Genomic DNA, 18,165 nt, shown 5'->3' with positions numbered 1-18,165 from the left:
CGCGGAGTGCGGCGCAGCAGAGCCCCGCAGTCACGAACGAAGGGATGGCGCCGTGACCGTCACCGTTCCCCGTGGATTCCGGGCCGCCGGCGTCGCGGCCGGGCTGAAGGCCAGCGGCGCCAGTGACGTGGCGCTGGTGGTCAACGACGGCCCGGACGCCGGTGTGGCCGGGGTGTTCACCGCCAACCGGGTCAAGGCGGCACCGGTGCTCTGGACCCAGCAGGTGGTCCGGGGCGGGGTGGTCCGCGCCGTGGTGCTCAACTCCGGCGGCGCCAACGCCTGCACCGGCCCCGCCGGCTTCCAGGACACCCACGCCACCGCCGAACACACCGCCGGCGCGCTCAGCGCCGCCAACGCCCGGCTGATGCTGGGCGCCGGCGAGGTGGCGGTCTGCTCCACCGGCCTGATCGGCGAGCGGCTGCCCATGGCCGCGCTGCTCTCCGGCGTCAACAAGGCGGTGCGCGGGCTGTCCCGCGACGGTGGCGCCCCCGCCGCCGAGGCCATCATGACCACCGACACCCGGCCGAAGACCGCGGTGGCCCAGGGCAGCGGCTGGACCGTCGGCGGGATGGCCAAGGGCGCCGGCATGCTGGCCCCCGGGCTGGCCACCATGCTCTGCGTGCTGACAACCGACGCGGTGGCCGGGCCGGAGGTGCTCGACGCCGCGCTGCGCGAGGCGTGCCGGGTCACCTTCGACCGGGTCGACTCCGACGGCTGCATGTCCACCAACGACACCGTGCTGCTGCTGGCCAGCGGTGCCAGCGGCATCACGCCCGGCGTGGCCGAGCTGACCGCGGCGGTCACCGCGGCCGCCCACGACCTGGCCCAGCAGCTCGTCGCCGACGCCGAGGGCGCCACCAAGCAGATCGCGGTCGAGGTGGTCGGCGCGGCCAGCGAGGACGACGCGGTCGAGGTCGGCCGGGCGGTGGCCCGCAACAACCTGGTCAAGACCGCGCTGTTCGGCAACGACCCGAACTGGGGCCGGATCCTCGCCGCCGTCGGCACCACCGACGCCGCCTTCGAGCCGGACGGGATCGACGTCGCGGTCAACGAGGTCTGGGTGTGCCGCTCCGGCGCCGCCGCCGAGGACCGCTCGAAGGTCGACCTCAGCGGACGGGACGTCACCATCCGGATCGACCTGCACGCCGGCGACGCCGCGGCCACCATCTGGACCAACGACCTCTCCCACGCGTACGTGCACGAGAACTCGGCCTACTCGACATGAGCCTCACCACCGACCTCACCCGCGCCCAGGCCAAGGCCGCCACGCTGATCGAGGCGCTGCCCTGGCTGGCCCGCTTCTCCGGCTCCACCGTCGTGGTCAAGTACGGCGGCAACGCCATGGTCGACCCCGAGCTGCAACGCGCCTTCGCCGCGGACATGGTCTTCCTCCGCTACGCCGGCCTGAAGCCGGTCGTGGTGCACGGCGGCGGGCCGCAGATCTCCGCCATGCTCGGCCGGCTCGGCATCGACAGCGAGTTCCGCGGCGGCCTGCGGGTCACCACCCCGGAGGCGATGGACGTCGTCCGGATGGTGCTGGTCGGCCAGGTCGGCCGGGAACTGGTCGGGCTGATCAACGCGCACGGCCCGTTCGCGGTCGGCCTCTCCGGCGAGGACGCCGGGCTGTTCACCGCGGTGCGCCGGCCCGCGTACGTCGACGGCCAGCCGGTCGACGTCGGGCAGGTCGGCGACGTGGAGTCGGTCGACGTCTCGGCGGTCACCGACCTGATCGCGGCCGGCCGGATCCCGGTGATCTCGACCGTCGCCCCGGACGCCGATGGGGTGCTGCACAACCTCAACGCCGACACCGCCGCCGCCGCGCTCGCGGTCGCCCTGGCCGCGCGCAAGCTGGTCGTGCTCACCGACGTGCCCGGCCTCTACGCCGACTGGCCGGACACCGACAGCCTGGTCTCCGAGATCAGCACCGACGACCTGGCGAAGCTGCTGCCGCGCCTGGAATCGGGGATGGTCCCCAAGATGGAAGCCTGCCTGCGCGCGGTGCGCCAGGGTGTGCCCGCCGCGCACGTCGTCGACGGCCGGGTCGCCCACTCCACTCTGCTCGAGGTCTTCACCTCGGAGGGGTTCGGCACCATGGTCGTGAGCGCGCAGGGTGCGGAAGCGGAGCGGCCAGGCCCCGCAGTCGCCAACAAGGAAGGTTCCGTGCCGTCATGAGCACCCTCGTCGAGCGCTGGTCGCAGGCCATGATGGACAACTACGGCACGCCGCCGCTGGCCCTGGTCGCCGGCTCCGGCGCGGTCGTGGTCGACGAGGCCGGCCGGGAGTACGTCGACCTGGTCGGCGGGATCGCGGTGAACGCCCTCGGCCACGCCCACCCGGCCGTGGTGGCCGCCGTGTCCAAGCAGGTCGCGACGCTCGGGCACGTCTCCAACCTCTACGTCGCCGAGCCGCCGGTGGCCCTCGCGGAGCTGCTGCTGGCGCTCGCCGGCCGCCCCGGTCGGGTCTTCTTCGCCAACTCCGGGGCGGAGGCCAACGAGGCGGCGTTCAAGCTTTCCCGGCTGACCGGCCGCACCCACGTGGTCGCCACCCGGGGCGGTTTCCACGGCCGCACCATGGGCGCGCTGGCGCTCACCGGCCAGCCGGCCAAGGCCGACCCGTTCCGACCGCTGCCCGGCGAGGTCACCCACGTCGACTACGGCGACGTCGCCGCGCTGGAGGCGGCCGTCACCGACGCCACCGCGATGGTGATCCTGGAGCCGATCCAGGGCGAGAACGGCGTGGTCGTCCCCCCGGCCGGCTACCTGGCCGCCGCCCGGCGGATCACCGCCCGGCACGGCGCGCTGCTGGTCCTCGACGAGGTGCAGACCGGCATCGGGCGCACCGGGCACTGGTTCGCCCACCAGGCCGAGGGCGTCGACCCCGACGTGGTCACCCTGGCCAAGGGGCTCGGCGGCGGGCTGCCGCTGGGCGCCTGCCTGGCCTTCGGGCGGGCCGCCGAGCTGCTCCGCCCCGGCTCGCACGGCACCACCTTCGGCGGCAACCCGGTCAGCTGCGCGGCCGCGCTCGCGGTGGTGAGCACGATCGCCGGCGACGGGCTGCTCGACCACGTCAAGCGGGTCGGCGAGCGGCTGCGTCGGGGCATCGAGGCGCTCGGCCACCCGCTGGTGGGCGAGGTGCGCGGCGCCGGCCTGCTGCTCGGCGTGGTGCTCACCGCCCCGGTCTCGGCGGTGCTGGCCGAGGCGCTGCGGGAGACCGGCTTCCTGGTCAACCCGGTGCAACCCGGCGTGGTCCGGCTCGCCCCGCCGCTGATCCTCACCGCCGCCCAGGTCGACGCGTTCCTGGCCGCGCTGCCCGCCGCCCTGGCCGCCACGACGCCCGCCGCCGCCGGCGCGACCGCCCCGACCGCTCCCGCTCCTCCGACGGCGACCGCCCCGGCCGCTCCCGTCGCCAGCGCGGGCGCCCCGACGGCGATCGCTCCGACGGCCGGCGGCCCGACCGCCGCACCCACCCCGACCACCCCGGAGACGACCCCATGAGCCCCCGGCACTTCCTGCGCGACGACGACCTGACCCCCGCCGAGCAGTCGGCGGTGCTGGACCTGGCCGCGCGGATGAAGGCGGACCGGTTCGCCCACCGGCCGCTGGCCGGGCCACGGTCGGTGGCGGTGCTCTTCGACAAGCAGAGCCTGCGCACCCGGATCTCGTTCGACGCCGGCATCGCCGAGCTGGGCGGCCACCCGCTGGTGGTGGACACCCAGGTCACCCACTTCGGCCGGGGCGAGACCCTGGCCGACGCCGGGCGGGTGCTGTCCCGCTACGTCGCGGCGATCGTGCTGCGCACCCACGGCGACGACCGGATCGCCGAGGTGGCCGCCGGGGCGAGCGTGCCGGTGGTCAACGCGCTCACCGACGGCTTCCACCCCTGCCAGCTCCTGGCCGACCTGCTCACCGTCCGGGAGCGGTGCGGCGGCACCGCCGGGCGCACCCTGGCGTACCTGGGCGACGGGGCCAACAACATGGCCCACTCGTACCTGCTGGCCGGGGCGACCGCCGGGATGCACGTACGGGTGGCCGGCCCGGCCGGCTTCGCCCCCGACCCCGCGGTGGTGGGCCGGGCCGCCGAGATCGCCGCCGGCACCGGCGGTTCGGTGAACGTGCTGACCGACCCGGCCGAGGCGGTCAAGGGCGCCGACGTGGTGGCCACCGACACCTGGACCTCGATGGGCCAAGAGGACGACGGGCTGGACCGGATCACGCCGTTCCGGCCGTACCAGGTCAACGCCGACCTGCTCGGCCAGGCCGCGCCGGACGCGATCGTGCTGCACTGCCTGCCCGCGCACCGGGGCGAGGAGATCACCGACGAGGTGCTCGACGGCCCGTGCAGCGCTGTCTTCGACCAGGCGGAGAATCGGCTGCACGCCCAGAAGGCGCTGCTCACGTTCCTCCTCGAGGCCGCGACCGCGGCACCCGACGCGGCGGCGCCGGGCGCCACCGCGACCAGGGAGAACCGATGACCGCCCCGCTGACCCGCGCCGCCCGGCACGCCCGCATCGTCGAGTTGATCCGCGACAAGGCGATCCACTCGCAGACCGAACTGGCCGACCTGCTCGCCGGCGACGGCATCCAGGTCACCCAGGCCACCCTCTCCCGGGACCTGAAGGAACTGGGGGCGGTCACGGTCCGCGGCGGCGACGGACGGGCCGTCTACCTGATCCCCGAGGACGGCCAGCGGCCGCTGCGCGAGGCCGAGGCCGCTCCGGCCCGGCTGGTGCGGCTGCTGCGCGAGCTGCTCAACGGGGTCGACTCCAGCGGCAACATCGCCGTGCTGCGCACCCCGCCGGGCGCGGCGCACTACCTGGCCAGCGCGTTGGACCGAGCGGGCCTGCCCGAGGTCGTCGGCACCATCGCCGGCGACGACACCATCCTCGTCGTGGCCCGCGAGGCCGTCGGCGGGGCCGCGCTCGGCGAGAAGCTCGCCGGCTGGGCCCGCCGGGAAGAGAACGTTGAAGGGAGCACCACACCATGACCGAGCGGGTCGTCCTGGCGTACTCCGGAGGGCTGGACACCTCCGTCGCCATTCCGTACCTGGCCGAGCAGACCGGCGCCGAGGTGATCGCGGTGGCGGTCGACGTCGGGCAGGGCGGCGAGGACCTCGACGTCATCCGGCAGCGCGCGCTGGACTGCGGCGCCGTGGAGTCCGAGGTGGTCGACGCGCGCGACGAGTTCGCCGCCGAGTACTGCCTGCCGGCGATCCGGGCCAACGCCCTCTACATGGACCGCTACCCGCTGGTCTCCGCGCTGTCCCGGCCGCTGATCGTCAAGCACCTGGTCACGGCCGCGAAGAAGTACGGCGGCACGATCGTGTCGCACGGCTGCACCGGCAAGGGCAACGACCAGGTCCGCTTCGAGGTCGGTCTGAGCGCGCTCGCGCCCGACCTGAAGATCATCGCGCCGGCCCGGGACTTCGCCTGGACCCGGGACAAGGCGATCGCCTTCGCCGAGGAGAAGGGCCTGCCGATCGACGTGTCGGCGAAGTCGCCGTACTCGATCGACCAGAACCTGTGGGGCCGCGCGGTGGAGACCGGCTTCCTCGAGGACATCTGGAACGGCCCCATCGAGGACCTCTACTCGTACACCTCGGACCCGGCCCAGGAGCGCGACCCCGACCAGGTCGTGATCACCTTCGACGCCGGCGTGCCGGTCGCCGTGGACGGCGAGACGGTGACCCCGTACCAGGCGATCCTGGAGCTCAACCGGCGCGCCGGCGCCCAGGGCGTCGGCCGGCTCGACATGGTCGAGGACCGGCTGGTCGGCATCAAGAGCCGCGAGGTGTACGAGGCGCCGGGCGCCATCGCGCTGATCACCGCCCACCAGGAGTTGGAGGCGGTCACCGTCGAGCGCGACCTGGCCCGGTTCAAGCGCGGCGTGGACCAGCGCTGGGGCGAGCTGGTCTACGACGGCCTGTGGTTCTCGCCGCTGAAGCGGTCGCTGGACGCGTTCATCGACGACGCCCAGCAGCACGTCTCCGGCGAGGTGCGGCTGACCCTGCACGGCGGCCGGGCCACCGTGACCGGCCGGCGCTCCGAGGCCAGCCTCTACGACTTCGGCCTGGCCACCTACGACACCGGCGACACCTTCGACCAGTCCCTGGCCAAGGGCTTCGTGCAGCTGTGGGGCCTGCCGAGCAAGATGGCGGCGGCCCGGGACGCCCGGCTGGGTGGCGCCTGATCGTGAGCACCACAATGGGTGGGGTGGACGACAAGAGCCTGACCGAGAACAGTGCCGCCACCAACCGCACCAGCCTCTGGGGCGGCCGGTTCGCCGGTGGCCCCAGCGAGGCCCTGGCCCGGCTGTCGGTGAGCGTGCAGTTCGACTGGCGGCTGGCGCCGTACGACATCGCCGGCTCCCGGGCGCACGCCCGGGTCCTGGCCGGCGCCGGCCTGCTCGACCCGGAGGAACTGGGCCGGATCCTGGCCGCCCTGGACGACCTGGAGGCGGCCTGCGCCTCCGGGGAGTTCCGCCCCACGGTCGACGACGAGGACGTGCACACCGCGCTGGAGCGCGGCCTGCTGGAGCGGCTCGGCAGCCTCGGCGGCAAGCTGCGCGCCGGCCGGTCCCGCAACGACCAGGTCGCCACCGACCTGCGGCTCTACCTGCGTGACCACGCCCGGGGCGTGGCCGCCCGGCTGGTCGAACTGGCCGAGGCGCTGGTCGAGCAGGCCGAGCGGCACACCGACACCGCCGCCCCCGGCATGACCCACCTGCAGCACGCCCAGCCGGTCACCTTCGGGCACTGGCTGCTCGCGCACGTCCAGCCGCTGCTGCGGGATCTGCAACGGCTGCGCGACTGGGACCACCGCACGGCGGTCAGCCCGCTCGGCGCGGGTGCGCTGGCCGGCTCGGGCCTGCCGCTGGACCCGGTCGCCGTCGCCAAGGAGCTGGGGTTCCGCACGTCCTTCGCCAACTCGATGGACGCCGTGGCCGACCGGGACTTCGTCGCCGAGTTCCTCTTCGTCACCGCGATGATCGGGGTGCACCTGTCCCGCCTCGGCGAGGAGGTGGTGCTCTGGACCTCGCAGGAGTTCGGCTGGGTCGAGCTGGACGACGCCTTTGCCACCGGCTCGTCGATCATGCCGCAGAAGAAGAACGCGGACATCGCCGAGCTGGCCCGGGGCAAGTCCGGCCGGCTGGTCGGCGGGCTGATGAGCGTGCTCACCATGCTCAAGGGCCTGCCGATGACCTACGACCGGGACATGCAGGAGGACAAGGAGCCGGCCTTCGACGCGGTCGACACCCTCGAACTGCTGCTCCCGGCGCTCGCCGGCATGATCGCCACGATGACGGTCCGGGTGGACCGGCTGGTCGCCTCCGCGCCGGTCGGCTTCTCGCTGGCCACCGAGGTGGCCGACTGGCTGGTGCGCCGGGGCGTGCCGTTCCGCGACGCGCACGAGATCACCGGCAGGCTGGTGGCGCTCTGCGTGGCCCGGGACTGCGCGCTCGACGAGGTCTCCGACGCCGACCTGGCCGCGGTGAGCGAGCACCTCGACCCGTCGGTGCGCGACGTGCTCTCGGTCCGCTCCGCGCTCGCGGCCCGGACCACGCCCGGCTCCACCGGCCCCGGGCCGGTCGCCGACCAGCTCGCCGCCGCCGCGGACAAGCTGGCCGGCTGGCGGGAGTGGGCCGCCGAGAGCGTCGTCCCTCGCTGACTCCACGTCGGGGGAACTGCCGCCTCGGTGCTGACTCGCCGGGTGGCAGTTCCTCCGACGTGGGCGGCAAGGCCCGGCTCGGCGTGGCCCGGCACGGCGCCGACCCGGGTCAGGCCGTCGGCCGCTCCCGCTTCGGGAGCTTGGCCACCACCGCGTCGTACGACGCGTCGACCGCCTCGATCAGCTCCTCGTCGTCGATCCGGCCGTCCAGCCGCAGCGTGTTCCAGCCGGACCGGCCGATGTAGGGCATCACCCGGGCGTCGTCGGGGTGCCGGTGCAGCCACTCGTCGGCCACCTCCCGGCTCGGGCCGCACTTCACCCCGATCGTCGGCGGGTTGGCCGGCGAGCCGAGGAACGCGAAGATCCGGCTGCCGACCTTGACCACCTCGTCGCCCTCCCACGGCTGGTCCAGCCAGGCACCCGGCTTCGCCAGGCAGTACGCCAGCATCTCCGCCCGCTCCATCGCCCCTCCCGCCGATCGACCCCGGCACAGTCTGCCCCAGTCTCCCCGAACCACCGGCGCACCGCCGTACCCGCCGGCGACAGCCGCCACCCGGTCCGCAGCTGGCGGGTCACCCGGCTGCCCCCGCCGATCGGATGCTGCCCAGCAGGGCCGGAAGCACCGCCGGCCCCTGCTGTGCGACAGACGATCGATCAGTCGGCCGGGGCGGTGCGGGCGGAGAGGCGTTCGAAGCGTTGTTTCGCCGCCTGGGCGCTGCCGAGGCCGAGGCCGTAGGCGATCGCCTGCCAGGTCAGGCCACGGCCGCGGGCCAGGGTCAGCAGACCGGCCTCCAGCGCGTCGACCTCGGCGCGCAGGTGCGGGAGCAGGGTGAGCGCCGCGGTGAGGTCGTCGTCGTCGACCGGCTCCTCGCCGGGCTCCGGCTCGGCGCCGCCGGCCGCCAACGTGGTCACCAGCGCGATCGCCTCGTACGGGTCCGGCAGGTACGGGTTGGTGTGCCGCCGGCGGCGAGCCTCGGTGTCGGCGTGCCGCTCGGCGATCCGGTGCAGAGCGGCGTAGGTGCGCTCCGCGCGGGCGCGGCCGGCGTCGGGTGCGGTGAAGAGATCCTCGGTCATGCCCCGACCCCATCACATCAACGATACGTTTTCAACATCTTATTTAAACCGCCGGGGTGGACAGCGTCCCAGGGCGAGCCGGGGCCAGGCAGCGGCCCCGGCGGCCGGCGGGACGGCCGGATAGGGTCGGACCCGTGGTGGCGCACTCCGACCGACGGCCGGCGGACCTCGCCGAGCCGGCCGGCCGGGCCGAGCCGGCCGGGCTCGCCGACCTCGCCGACCTGCTCGCCGGCCCGGTGCTGCCGGCGGCCCGCGGGCTGCTCGGCTGTCGACTGACCGCCGGCGGGGTGACCGTTCGGATCACCGAGGTCGAGGCGTACGCGGGGACCGCCGGCGATCCCGCCTCGCACGCCCATCGCGGGCGAACCCCGCGCAACGCGGTCATGTTCGGCCCGGCCGGGCACGCCTACGTCTACTTCACCTACGGCATGCACTGGTGCGTGAACGTGGTCACCGGGCCGGCGGGAGAGGCGGCCGCCGTGCTGCTGCGCGCCGGCGAGGTGGTCGACGGGCTGGCGGTGGCCCGGGCCCGGCGCCCCGCCGTACGCCGGGACGTCGACCTGGCCCGGGGGCCGGCCCGGCTCTGCGCGGCGCTCGGTATCGACCGCTCGGCCTACGGCACCCACCTGCTCGGCGACGGGCCGGTCCGGCTGCGCCCGGGCGACGCTCCGGTGTCGGCCGACGCGGTGGCCGCGGGGCCCCGGGTCGGAGTCACCGGCGCGCACGACGTGCCGTGGCGGTTCTGGATCGCCGGCGACCCGACCGTGAGCGCCTACCGCCGGCACGTGCCGCGCACCCGCCGCTGAACTCCGCGAAGCCCGGCCGCGGCGCGCTCTGGCAATTCTGTCGGTGGGTGTGGTGATAATCACGCCGCACACGCTCGCCGAGAGACGGAGGACAGGGGCGATGGCCACACTGCTCGCGATCGGGACGGCGAAGGGGCTGTTCCTCGCCACCAGCACGGACGACCGGCGCAGCTGGGAGGTGAGCGGCCCGCACTTTCCGATGACCGGCGTCTACGCGGTCGCCATCGACACCCGGCGGGCCACGCCCCGGCTGCTGGCCGGCACCACCAGCTCGCACTTCGGCCCCAGCGTCGCCACCAGCGACGACTTCGGTGCCTCCTGGCTGGAGCCGGACGAGGCACCGGTGGCCTTCCCGGCCGACACCGGAGCCACCCTGGGCCGGGTCTGGCAGCTCACCCCGGCCGGCGCCGACCAGCCCGACGTCGTCTGGGCCGGCACCGAGCCGTCCGCGCTGTTCCGCTCCGACGACGGCGGGATCACCTACCAGCTGGTCCGCGCGCTCTGGGAGCACCCGCACCGGGAGCAGTGGGGCGCGGGCTTCGGCGGCCAGGCGGTGCACACCGTGCTGCCGCATCCCGCCGACGCCGACCGGCTCCTGGTAGCGATGTCCACCGGCGGTGTCTACCGGTCGACCGACGGCGGTGCCAGCTGGGCGCCGGGCAACACGGGCATCCGGGCCTATTTCCTGCCCGACGAGTGGCCCGAGTTCGGGCAGTGCGTGCACAAGGTCGCCCGGGACACCGGCAGCCCCGACCGGCTCTACGCGCAGAACCACCACGGCGTCTACCGCTCCGACGACGACGGGCGCACCTGGTCGTCGATCGCCGACGGCCTGCCCAGCGACTTCGGCTTCCCGATCGTGAGCCTGCCGGGCCGCCCCGACTCGGTCTTCACCTTCCCGCTCGCCGCCGACAGCGAGCGCTTCCCGGTCGACCGGCGCTGCCGGGTCTTCCGCTCGTCCGACGCCGGCGCCACCTGGCAGCCGGCGAGCACCGGCCTGCCGGAGGGGCCGTTCTACCCGGCGGTGCTGCGCGACGCCATGTGCGCCGACGACGCCACCCCCGGCGGCGTCTACTTCGGCACCCGCTCCGGCGAGGTCTACGCCAGCCGCGACGAGGGCGACTCCTGGTCCCGGGTGGCCGCGCACCTGCCCGACGTGCTCTGCGTCCGGGCCGCGGAGGTGTGACGTGGTCACCGTGCTGGTGCCCGGCCCGCTGCGCGGCGAGGCCGGGGGCGCGAGCCGGCTGACCGTGGCCGCCTCGGGCACCCTGCGGGCCGTTCTCGACGACCTGGCCGGCTCCTGGCCCCGGTTGGCCCGGCGGATCCGCGACGAGCGGGGCGAGCTGCGCCGCTACGTCAACGTCTACGTCGACGGGGAGGACTGCCGGCACCTCGGCGGGCTGGACGCCCCGGTGCCCGAGGCGGCCGAGGTGCAGGTGCTGCCCTCGGTCGCCGGTGGCTGACCGCCGGGGCGGTCAGCCACCGCTCCGGACCGGTGGGTGTCAGTCGAGCCGGTAGTCCAGCTGGTAGGTGTGGCCGCCGTCCGGGCCGACCACGATCTGCCCGCCGCCGCGCAGGCCGCGCAGCTCGTCGGTGGCCGAGTCGGGCACCACCGTCCAGGACAGCCGCGACCCGGTTTCGGTGTCGCTGCCCGCGGTGTGGTGCAGCACGAAGCTGCCCCGGCGCCCGGCCAGAGTGCCGGTGAACCGCTCAAACCCCACGTACGCGGCGGAGGACTCGACCGGCGTGCGGCACATCAGTATCCGAGTGACGCTCGTGCCGACCAGGTCGCCGGTGAACGACTTGGTGATCCGGGCCTCGGCGAGCGTGCCGCCGCCGCCCTCGTCGTACGGTTCCTCGTCCCAGCTGTCCAGCGTGAAGCCGCCCGTGGCGCGTTCGCTCATGCGGGTCATCGTGCCCGGAAAGGCTGACATCTTCCGTCAGGTACCTGGCGGTGGCTGCTGCCGGTCGTGCTCCGCATGGGATGTCGGCGTGACGCCCGACACCGTCGGCGCCACCGCCAGCGGAATAGTTGACTCGTCAAATATGTTGTGGGGTGCGTCCGGGTGCCGCGCCGGCCCCGGCGGACAACGCGAGGAGCTGGTCATGCAGTTCGGAGTCTTCACCGTCGGCGACGTCACGGTCGACCCGACCAACGGTCGCGAGCCGACCGAGCATGAGCGGATCAAGGCGATGGTGACCATCGCGCTCAAGGCCGAGGAGGTCGGCCTCGACGTCTTCGCCACCGGCGAGCACCACAACCCGCCGTTCGTGCCCTCGTCGCCCACCACCATGATGGGCTACATCGCGGCTCGGACGTCCCGGCTGCTGCTTTCCACCGCCACCACCCTGATCACCACCAACGACCCGGTGAAGATCGCCGAGGACTACGCGATGCTGCAGCACCTGGCCGACGGCCGGGTGGACCTGATGATGGGTCGGGGCAACACGGGCCCGGTCTACCCGTGGTTCGGGCAGGACATCCGCAACGGCATCCCGCTCGCGATCGAGAACTACGACCTGCTGCGCCGGCTCTGGCGCGAGGACGTGGTGGACTGGAAGGGTCGGTTCCGCACCCCGTTGCAGTCGTTCACCGCGACGCCGCGCCCGCTCGACGGGGTGCCGCCGTTCGTCTGGCACGGCTCGATCCGCAGCCCGGAGATCGCCGAGCAGGCCGCCTACTACGGGGACGGCTTCTTCGCCAACCACATCTTCTGGCCCAAGGAGCACACCCAGCGGATGGTCGGGCTCTACCGGCAGCGCTTCGAGCACTACGGCCACGGCTCCGCCGACCAGGCCATCGTCGGGCTCGGCGGGCAGGTGTTCATGCGCCGCAACTCCCAGGACGCGGTCCGCGAGTTCCGGCCGTACTTCGACAACGCGCCGGTCTACGGGCACGGCCCGTCGCTGGAGGAGTTCACCGCGCAGACCCCGCTGACCGTGGGCAGCCCGCAGCAGGTCATCGACCGGACCCTCGGCTTCCGCGACTACGTCGGGGACTACCAGCGGCAGCTGTTCCTGATCGACCACGCCGGCCTGCCGCTGAAGACGGTGCTGGAGCAGCTCGACCTCCTCGGCGAGGAGGTGGTCCCGGTGCTGCGCAAGGAGTTCGACACGCTGCGCCCGGCGCACGTGCCCGAGGCGCCCACGCACGCCTCGCTGGTCGCCGCGGCGGGCGGCGCCAAGGACAGCACCGTGCACGCCGTCGACGACGTCACCGGCAAGGCGCCCGGGGCCGCCCGATGAGCCGCACCCTCGCCGTCGTCTCGGCCGGCCTCAGCCAGCCGTCGTCGACCCGGCTCCTCGCCGACCAGCTCGCCGCGGCCACCCGCGACGGGCTGGCCGGGCGGGGCGAGCTGGTCGACGTGCACCCGGTCGACCTGCGCGAGCACGCCCACGACGTGGTGAACCACCTGCTCACCGGCTTCCCGTCGGAGTCGCTGCGGGCGACGCTGGACACGGTCACCGGCGCCGACGGCATCATCGCGGTCACGCCGATCTTCAACGCGTCGTACAACGGGCTGTTCAAGTCGTTCTTCGACCTGGTCGACGCCGAGGCCCTGGCCGACCGGCCGGTGCTGGTCGCCGCGACCGGTGGCACGGCCCGGCACTCGCTCGCCCTGGAGCACGCGCTCCGGCCGCTGTTCGCGTACCTGCACGCGGTGGTGGTGCCGACGGCGGTCTTCGCCGCGCCGGAGGACTGGTCCGGTGGCACGGCCGACGGGGCGCTGCGGCGCCGGATCGACCGGGCCGCCGCCGAACTGGCCGAGCAGATCCACCGGCGGCCGGTCTCCACCGGCCCGGCCGACCCGTTCGCCCTCACCACCAGCTTCGAGGACCTGCTCGGCCGCGCCGACGGCTGACCGACGACCACGGACCCCCGAGCCCACGCCGTCAGGGGCGGCGTGGCCCCGGGGGTCCCGTGCCTGGGTCAGCGGGCGTGGCCGTAGGGGTGGGCGACCAGCACCGGGCAGTGCGCGTGCTGCACCACGGCCTGGCTGACCGACCCGAGCAGCATCCCGGTGAACCCGCCGCGGCCCCGCGAGCCGACCACCACCAGGGCGGCGTCCCGGCTCGCGTCGACCAGGGCCTGCCCAGGGCCGGCCGCGCGCAGCACGCGTTCCTCGACGGCCACTCCGGGATGGCTGCCGCGTACCGCCGCGGCGGCGGTGGCCAGCAGGTCACCCAGCTCCGGCGGCGCGGTGGGGTCCCCGTCCGGCGCGATGTGCACCAGCACCAGGCCCGCCTGCCGGCGGGCCGCCTCGTCGGCGGCGTACCCGACGGCCAGCTCCGCCGACTCGGATCCGTCCACCCCGACCAGCACCGGCCCGGTGGTCGGCACCGGCTGCTCAGCGGGCCGGACCACCAGCACCGGGCAGTGCGCGTGCGCGGCGACCTGGCTGCCGACCGAGCCGAGCAGCAGCCCGGCGAAACCGCCGTGGCCGCGGCTGCCCACCACCACCAGTTCCGCCCGCTTCGACTCCTCGATCAGTGTGGCCCCCGGTCCGCCGGCGACCTGGCGTGCCTCGACGGTCAGCCCCGGCCAGCGCCCGACCAGATCGGTAGCGGTCTGCGTCAACATCTTCTGCGCCTCCTCGGTCGGCGCCGGGATGCCCACGTCGTACGGGTTGAGCGGCACGCCGTATCCGAGCGGGTGCAGGTAGCCGTGCACCAGGTGCAGCGGCCGGTCCCGGCCCACCGCCGCCTGCGCGGCGTGCTCCGCCGCGACCAGGCTCGACGGGGAGCCGTCCACTCCCACCACGACAGGACGGTTCATCTGCCCTCCAGGTCCTCGATCAGGTCATTGTCCGGGCGCGGCCCGCGGCCGGCCGAGGTTTCCCCGTACCCACCGCCGGGCGCGCCGCCGCGCCGGCCGGGGACCGGCCGGTGCGGACGTGCGGGGGATCAGGACCCGTCGGCGGTACGTCGCCGCCGCACGATCGCCAGCGGCGAGTGCGCGTGGTGCAACACCGCGTGGCTGACCGAACCGAGCAGCAACCCGGTCAGCGCACCCCGGCCGTACGCCCCGACGACCACCAGTTGCGCGGTCTTCGACTCCTCGACCAGCGCCCGGGCCGGTGAACCCCGCACCAGCCGGCGCTGCACCGGCACGTCCGGGTAGCGCTCGGACCAGCCGGCCAGCGACTCGGCCAGCACGCGCTCCTCCTCGTCGCCGAACGCCTCGACGTCGTAGACCAGCGGCAGGATCTCACCCGGACCGACCGGCGTCGGGTAGAGCCAGGCGTGCACCGCGACCAGCGGGGCACCCCGCCGGGACGCCTCCTCGAACGCGAACCCGACCGCCTCGGTGGACAGGTCGGAACCGTCCACACCCACCACCACCGGGCCGTCGGCCCGCGGCTCGCCCCGGACCACCAGCACCGGGCTCTGCGCCCGGGCGGAGACCTGCACGGTGACCGACCCGATCAGCAGACCGGCGAAACCGCCGAGCCCGCGGTGCCCGAGCACCACCAGGGCGGCGTCGCGGGACTCGTCCAGCAGCACCGGGGTGGCCGCGCCGTCGACCACGGCGCCGGTGACCCGTACCTCCGGGGCGACCTTGGCGGCCTCGGCCATCGCCTCGTCGACGTAGCGCTCGGCCTGGTTACGCAGCCCGCCGTCGGCCGGTCCACCCGGCACCGGTCCCAGCGGGGTGTTCATCAGCGGCCAGATGAACGCGTGCACGATCCGCAGCGGACGCTGCCGGTACTCCGCCTCCCGCGCGGCCACCCGCACCGCGTCCAGTGCGGCGGCGGAACCGTCCACACCCACCACGACGGGGGCACCGGATTCGATGGTCATGCCGTCCTCCTTCGTTCGGCTCCAGTCTGCCCGTACCCGCGGCGCCGGGTCAGTGCCGGTGGTCCCGTCCACCGGGCCGTTGGTCCCGGCGAGTTCGGCAGCCGGTCGATCCGGGGTCGGCCAAGCGATCAGGCGCCGACATCCGGCGGCCGTGCCGCCATCCTTTCCGGCCATCCAAGTGCGGCCCGGTCGCGCCCCGACGGGTGATCTCCGACACCTGGACGGACCATTGCCGCCAGCCGGGTCGGTGCCCCACGCAACGATCCGCACGGTTTCTGTTGTCGGCAACTGGACTTTGCGCCGGTAAAAGCGAAACTGTTCTGGCGAAGTGCGCCCGGATCACCCATCCTCAGGTTGGCCGGTATCGCACAGGCGCTTCCCGGACCGACCATTTCCGGCTGCGCTTCATTGCGCGTACCGCACCATTTCAAGCCGACGAGGGACGCACGGCGGACGGCTGGTCGACGAGCGATGGAGGCTGCGTGAACTCGGTGGAGGTTGCCCCGGTCGTCGACTCCGCCGCCGCCCTGGCGCCGATCTCGCCGGCTCCGGTCCGATCGGGTCGCGGTGGCTGGCAGTCCCGTTACGTCGCCACTCTGTGTCTGGTCGACCTGGCGGTGGGACTGCTTTCGGCGGCGGCGGCCATGGTCGGTCGGTTCGGCCAGGAAACGGCCGAGCCGGTTAACCGCGGCCATCTCTGGCTCACCATTACTCTGCCATTCGCATGGATACTCGTCCTGACCCTCAACCGAGCGTACGAAACACGTTATCTATTCGTCGGGAATGATGAGTACGCACGGGTGTTCCGCTCCGGTCTCGCGCTGATTGCCACGCTGGCCGTCGTTTCGCTCGCGTTCGATTTCCGGCTCGCCCGCGGCTACGTGCTGGTCGCGATGCCGTTGACCACCGTCGCCGGAGTCGCGATGCGGTACCTCCTCCGGCAGCGCCTGCACCGCTCGTGGGCGCGGGGCGAACGGCTGCACCGGGTGATCCTGGTCGGGCACGAGGCCGCGGTCGCCGAGATGGCCAGGCGGCTGCGCCGCGAGCGCTACCACGGGCTGGGGGTGGTCGGCGCCTGCCTGCCGTACGGAGTCGCCGATCCGCTGCCGCCGCGGGCGGCCGGCCCGCTGCTGCCGGTGCTCGGCACGTTCGAGGACGTGGCGACCGCCGTCGCCCGGTCCGGAGCGGACACCGTCGTGGTGCTGTCCTGCCCCGAGATGGCCGGAGCCGCCCTGCGCCGGCTGGGCTGGCAGCTGGAACGCGACGAGGTCGCCCTCATCGTGGCCAGCAGCCTGGTCGACGTGACCGGGGACCGCACCACCATCCGTCCGGTCGACGGACTGCCGATGCTGCACGTCGAGCACCCGCGGCTCAAGGGTGGCCCGCGGTTCGTCAAGGCGGTCACCGACCGGGTCTCGGCGCTGCTGTTGCTGGTGCTCGCCGCGCCGCTGCTGATCGCGATCGCCCTGTTGATCCGGTTGAGCCCGGACGCCGGTGGACCGGCGATCTTCCGTCAGGAGCGGGTGGGCCGCAACGGCCGCCTGTTCGTCATCTACAAGTTCCGGACGATGTACCTGGACGCCGAGGATCGGCTGGCGGACCTGTTGCACCGCAACGAGACCGACGGCGAGCTGTTCAAGATGCGCGACGACCCGCGGGTGACCCCGGTCGGGCGTTGGCTGCGCAGGCTGTCACTGGACGAACTGCCGCAGCTGGTCAACGTGGTCCGCGGGGACATGTCGCTGGTCGGGCCGCGGCCGCCGCTGCCCCGGGAGGTGGCCAACTACCCGCCGGACATGCGGCGGCGGCTGGTGGTCAAGCCCGGCCTGACCGGGCTGTGGCAGGTGTCCGGCCGGTCCGACCTGTCCTGGGAGGAGTCCATCCGGCTGGACCTGTCCTACGTGGAAAACTGGTCGTTGACGATGGACCTGGCGATCCTGGTCCGCACGCTGAGCGCCGTCATCCGCAGCTCCGGCGCGTACTGACCGGTCAGGCGGCGGCCGGAATGCGGACGGTCGGCCGACTGCCCCCGGTCAGCGAGGCCGGTTGAATGATCCTCGATCCCCGTCGTACCCGGCACAGGAGCGCCATGACCGACCACCGCGTGATCAACATCCTGTTCCACGGGATCGGTACGCCGCGCCGGGAGCTGGAGCCGGGGGAGGACCGCTACTGGGTGACCGTCGACCGGTTCCACGCGATCCTCGACGAGGTCGTCTCGTGGCCGCGGGTGCGACTCAGCTTCGACGACGGCAACGCCTCGGACCTGGAGGTGGGGCTGCCCGCCCTGCTCGAACGGCAGGCGAGCGCCACCTTCTTCCTCATCGCCGGGCGGCTGGGCGAGCCGGGCAGCGTGGGTGCCGACGGCGTCCAGGAACTGCGGCGGTACGGGATGCCGGTGGGCAGCCACGGCATGTGGCACCGGCCGTGGCGCGGTCTCACCCCGCGGCAGGCGACCGAGGAGTTCCACACCGCCCGGGACCGGCTCGCCGAGCTCACCGGTGAGCCGGTCGACCAGGCCGCCTGCCCCCTCGGCCGGTACGACCGGACCGTGCTGTCCCGGCTGCGGGCGGCCGGCTACGACCGGGTGTTCACCAGCGACCGGCGGCCGGCCCGCGCCGGCGCGTGGCTGCAACCGCGCTACAGCGTCCGGGCCGAGGACACGCCCGAGAGCCTGCGCGACATCGTCTTCGGGCAGGGGCTGCTCGGCCGGGCCCGCGCCAGCGCGGCCGGGCTGGTCAAGCGCTGGCGTTAGGGCCGGGTCGGCACGACCCATCGCGCCGGCACGTCGACTCAGGTCGTGGCGTCGACCGCGCCCCC

General features: G+C 74.0%; 19 protein-coding genes. 14 read left to right on the top strand and 5 right to left on the bottom strand.

The genetic code is table 11. The features are described 5' to 3' along the window. The first annotated feature begins 52 nt into the window (after positions 1 to 52). The 7 genes from argJ to argH are packed head-to-tail and all read left to right on the top strand — an operon-like array spanning position 53 to position 7,663. Positions 53 to 1,225 (top strand): bifunctional glutamate N-acetyltransferase/amino-acid acetyltransferase ArgJ, encoded by a 1,173-nt coding sequence (gene argJ / locus GA0070609_RS17470; RefSeq protein ID WP_088994759.1) that lies wholly within the window; start codon positions 53 to 55, stop codon positions 1,223 to 1,225. Further along, entirely contained in the window at positions 1,222 to 2,172 is a 951-nt protein-coding gene (gene argB, locus GA0070609_RS17465; protein WP_088994758.1) for an acetylglutamate kinase, read from the top strand. Before argJ ends, argB begins: the two co-directional genes overlap by 4 nt. After that, positions 2,169 to 3,494 (top strand): acetylornithine transaminase, encoded by a 1,326-nt coding sequence (locus GA0070609_RS17460; protein ID WP_088994757.1) that lies wholly within the window; start codon positions 2,169 to 2,171, stop codon positions 3,492 to 3,494. Before argB ends, GA0070609_RS17460 begins: the two co-directional genes overlap by 4 nt. After that, on the top strand, positions 3,491 to 4,471 hold the full coding sequence (argF, locus tag GA0070609_RS17455; RefSeq protein ID WP_088994756.1) for an ornithine carbamoyltransferase: 981 nt from the start codon (positions 3,491 to 3,493) through the stop codon (positions 4,469 to 4,471). The genes GA0070609_RS17460 and argF overlap by 4 nt, the downstream gene beginning before the upstream one ends. Beyond that, on the top strand, positions 4,468 to 4,983 hold the full coding sequence (locus tag GA0070609_RS17450; RefSeq protein ID WP_088994755.1) for an arginine repressor: 516 nt from the start codon (positions 4,468 to 4,470) through the stop codon (positions 4,981 to 4,983). Before argF ends, GA0070609_RS17450 begins: the two co-directional genes overlap by 4 nt. After that, positions 4,980 to 6,185: an argininosuccinate synthase gene (locus tag GA0070609_RS17445; protein WP_088994754.1), complete on the top strand. Its 1,206-nt coding sequence runs from the start codon at positions 4,980 to 4,982 to the stop codon at positions 6,183 to 6,185. The genes GA0070609_RS17450 and GA0070609_RS17445 overlap by 4 nt, the downstream gene beginning before the upstream one ends. Positions 6,186 to 6,199: 14 nt before the next feature. Next, the gene (gene argH, locus GA0070609_RS17440) at positions 6,200 to 7,663 is read left to right on the top strand and encodes an argininosuccinate lyase (protein ID WP_088994753.1); all 1,464 of its coding nucleotides are present in this window, start codon (positions 6,200 to 6,202) and stop codon (positions 7,661 to 7,663) included. A 109-nt stretch (positions 7,664 to 7,772) separates the two neighbouring features. On the opposite strand, the gene GA0070609_RS17435 is transcribed toward argH, so the two are convergent. Beyond that, positions 7,773 to 8,126 carry an MmcQ/YjbR family DNA-binding protein gene (locus tag GA0070609_RS17435; RefSeq protein ID WP_088994752.1) on the bottom strand — a complete coding sequence of 118 codons (354 nt, stop codon included), beginning with the start codon at positions 8,124 to 8,126 and terminating at the stop codon, positions 7,773 to 7,775. Between the two features lie 191 nt (positions 8,127 to 8,317). Beyond that, complete coding sequence (locus GA0070609_RS17430) at positions 8,318 to 8,737, bottom strand: DNA-binding protein (RefSeq protein ID WP_088994751.1); 420 nt, start codon at positions 8,735 to 8,737, stop codon at positions 8,318 to 8,320. Between the two features lie 221 nt (positions 8,738 to 8,958). On the opposite strand from GA0070609_RS17430, the gene GA0070609_RS17425 reads away from it, so the two are divergent. The 3 genes from GA0070609_RS17425 to GA0070609_RS17415 all read left to right on the top strand — a co-directional run bounded on the left by GA0070609_RS17425 (position 8,959) and on the right by GA0070609_RS17415 (position 11,006). Continuing rightward, a complete protein-coding gene (locus tag GA0070609_RS17425; RefSeq protein ID WP_231928889.1) occupies positions 8,959 to 9,543 on the top strand; it encodes a DNA-3-methyladenine glycosylase in 585 nt (194 codons plus the stop codon). Between the two features lie 100 nt (positions 9,544 to 9,643). Beyond that, a complete protein-coding gene (locus GA0070609_RS17420; RefSeq protein ID WP_088994750.1) occupies positions 9,644 to 10,729 on the top strand; it encodes a WD40/YVTN/BNR-like repeat-containing protein in 1,086 nt (361 codons plus the stop codon). A gap of 1 nt (position 10,730) precedes the next feature. Then, positions 10,731 to 11,006 carry a MoaD/ThiS family protein gene (locus tag GA0070609_RS17415; RefSeq protein ID WP_088994749.1) on the top strand — a complete coding sequence of 92 codons (276 nt, stop codon included), beginning with the start codon at positions 10,731 to 10,733 and terminating at the stop codon, positions 11,004 to 11,006. 39 nt (positions 11,007 to 11,045) lie between these two features. Here the strand turns inward: GA0070609_RS17415 and GA0070609_RS17410 are convergent, their stop codons facing one another. Next, positions 11,046 to 11,447, bottom strand: coding sequence for a DUF3224 domain-containing protein (locus GA0070609_RS17410; protein WP_197700165.1), 402 nt, complete (start codon positions 11,445 to 11,447; stop codon positions 11,046 to 11,048). A gap of 202 nt (positions 11,448 to 11,649) precedes the next feature. Here GA0070609_RS17410 and GA0070609_RS17405 point away from each other — a divergent pair, with 202 nt between their 5' ends. Both GA0070609_RS17405 and GA0070609_RS17400 read left to right on the top strand, forming a co-directional pair. After that, positions 11,650 to 12,789, top strand: coding sequence for an LLM class flavin-dependent oxidoreductase (locus GA0070609_RS17405; RefSeq protein ID WP_088994747.1), 1,140 nt, complete (start codon positions 11,650 to 11,652; stop codon positions 12,787 to 12,789). Beyond that, positions 12,786 to 13,406, top strand: coding sequence for an FMN reductase (locus GA0070609_RS17400; RefSeq protein ID WP_088994746.1), 621 nt, complete (start codon positions 12,786 to 12,788; stop codon positions 13,404 to 13,406). The genes GA0070609_RS17405 and GA0070609_RS17400 overlap by 4 nt, the downstream gene beginning before the upstream one ends. A gap of 68 nt (positions 13,407 to 13,474) precedes the next feature. Here GA0070609_RS17400 and GA0070609_RS17395 read toward each other — a convergent pair whose 3' ends face one another. Next, on the bottom strand, positions 13,475 to 14,320 hold the full coding sequence (locus GA0070609_RS17395) for a universal stress protein (protein ID WP_088994745.1): 846 nt from the start codon (positions 14,318 to 14,320) through the stop codon (positions 13,475 to 13,477). Between the two features lie 128 nt (positions 14,321 to 14,448). Further along, positions 14,449 to 15,345, bottom strand: coding sequence for a universal stress protein (locus GA0070609_RS17390; RefSeq protein WP_088994744.1), 897 nt, complete (start codon positions 15,343 to 15,345; stop codon positions 14,449 to 14,451). A 482-nt stretch (positions 15,346 to 15,827) separates the two neighbouring features. On the opposite strand from GA0070609_RS17390, the gene GA0070609_RS17385 reads away from it, so the two are divergent. Then, positions 15,828 to 17,330, top strand: a complete 1,503-nt coding sequence (locus GA0070609_RS17385; RefSeq protein ID WP_088994743.1) for a sugar transferase — start codon at positions 15,828 to 15,830, stop codon at positions 17,328 to 17,330. Positions 17,331 to 17,434: 104 nt separating this feature from the next. Continuing rightward, positions 17,435 to 18,100, top strand: coding sequence for a polysaccharide deacetylase family protein (locus GA0070609_RS17380; protein WP_088994742.1), 666 nt, complete (start codon positions 17,435 to 17,437; stop codon positions 18,098 to 18,100). Positions 18,101 to 18,165 lie beyond the last annotated feature (65 nt).

It is taken from the genome of Micromonospora echinaurantiaca (assembly GCF_900090235.1).
In the GTDB taxonomy this organism is placed as follows: Bacteria; Actinomycetota; Actinomycetes; order Mycobacteriales; family Micromonosporaceae; genus Micromonospora; species Micromonospora echinaurantiaca.
This window is presented reverse-complemented; position numbering and strand designations above follow the sequence as displayed.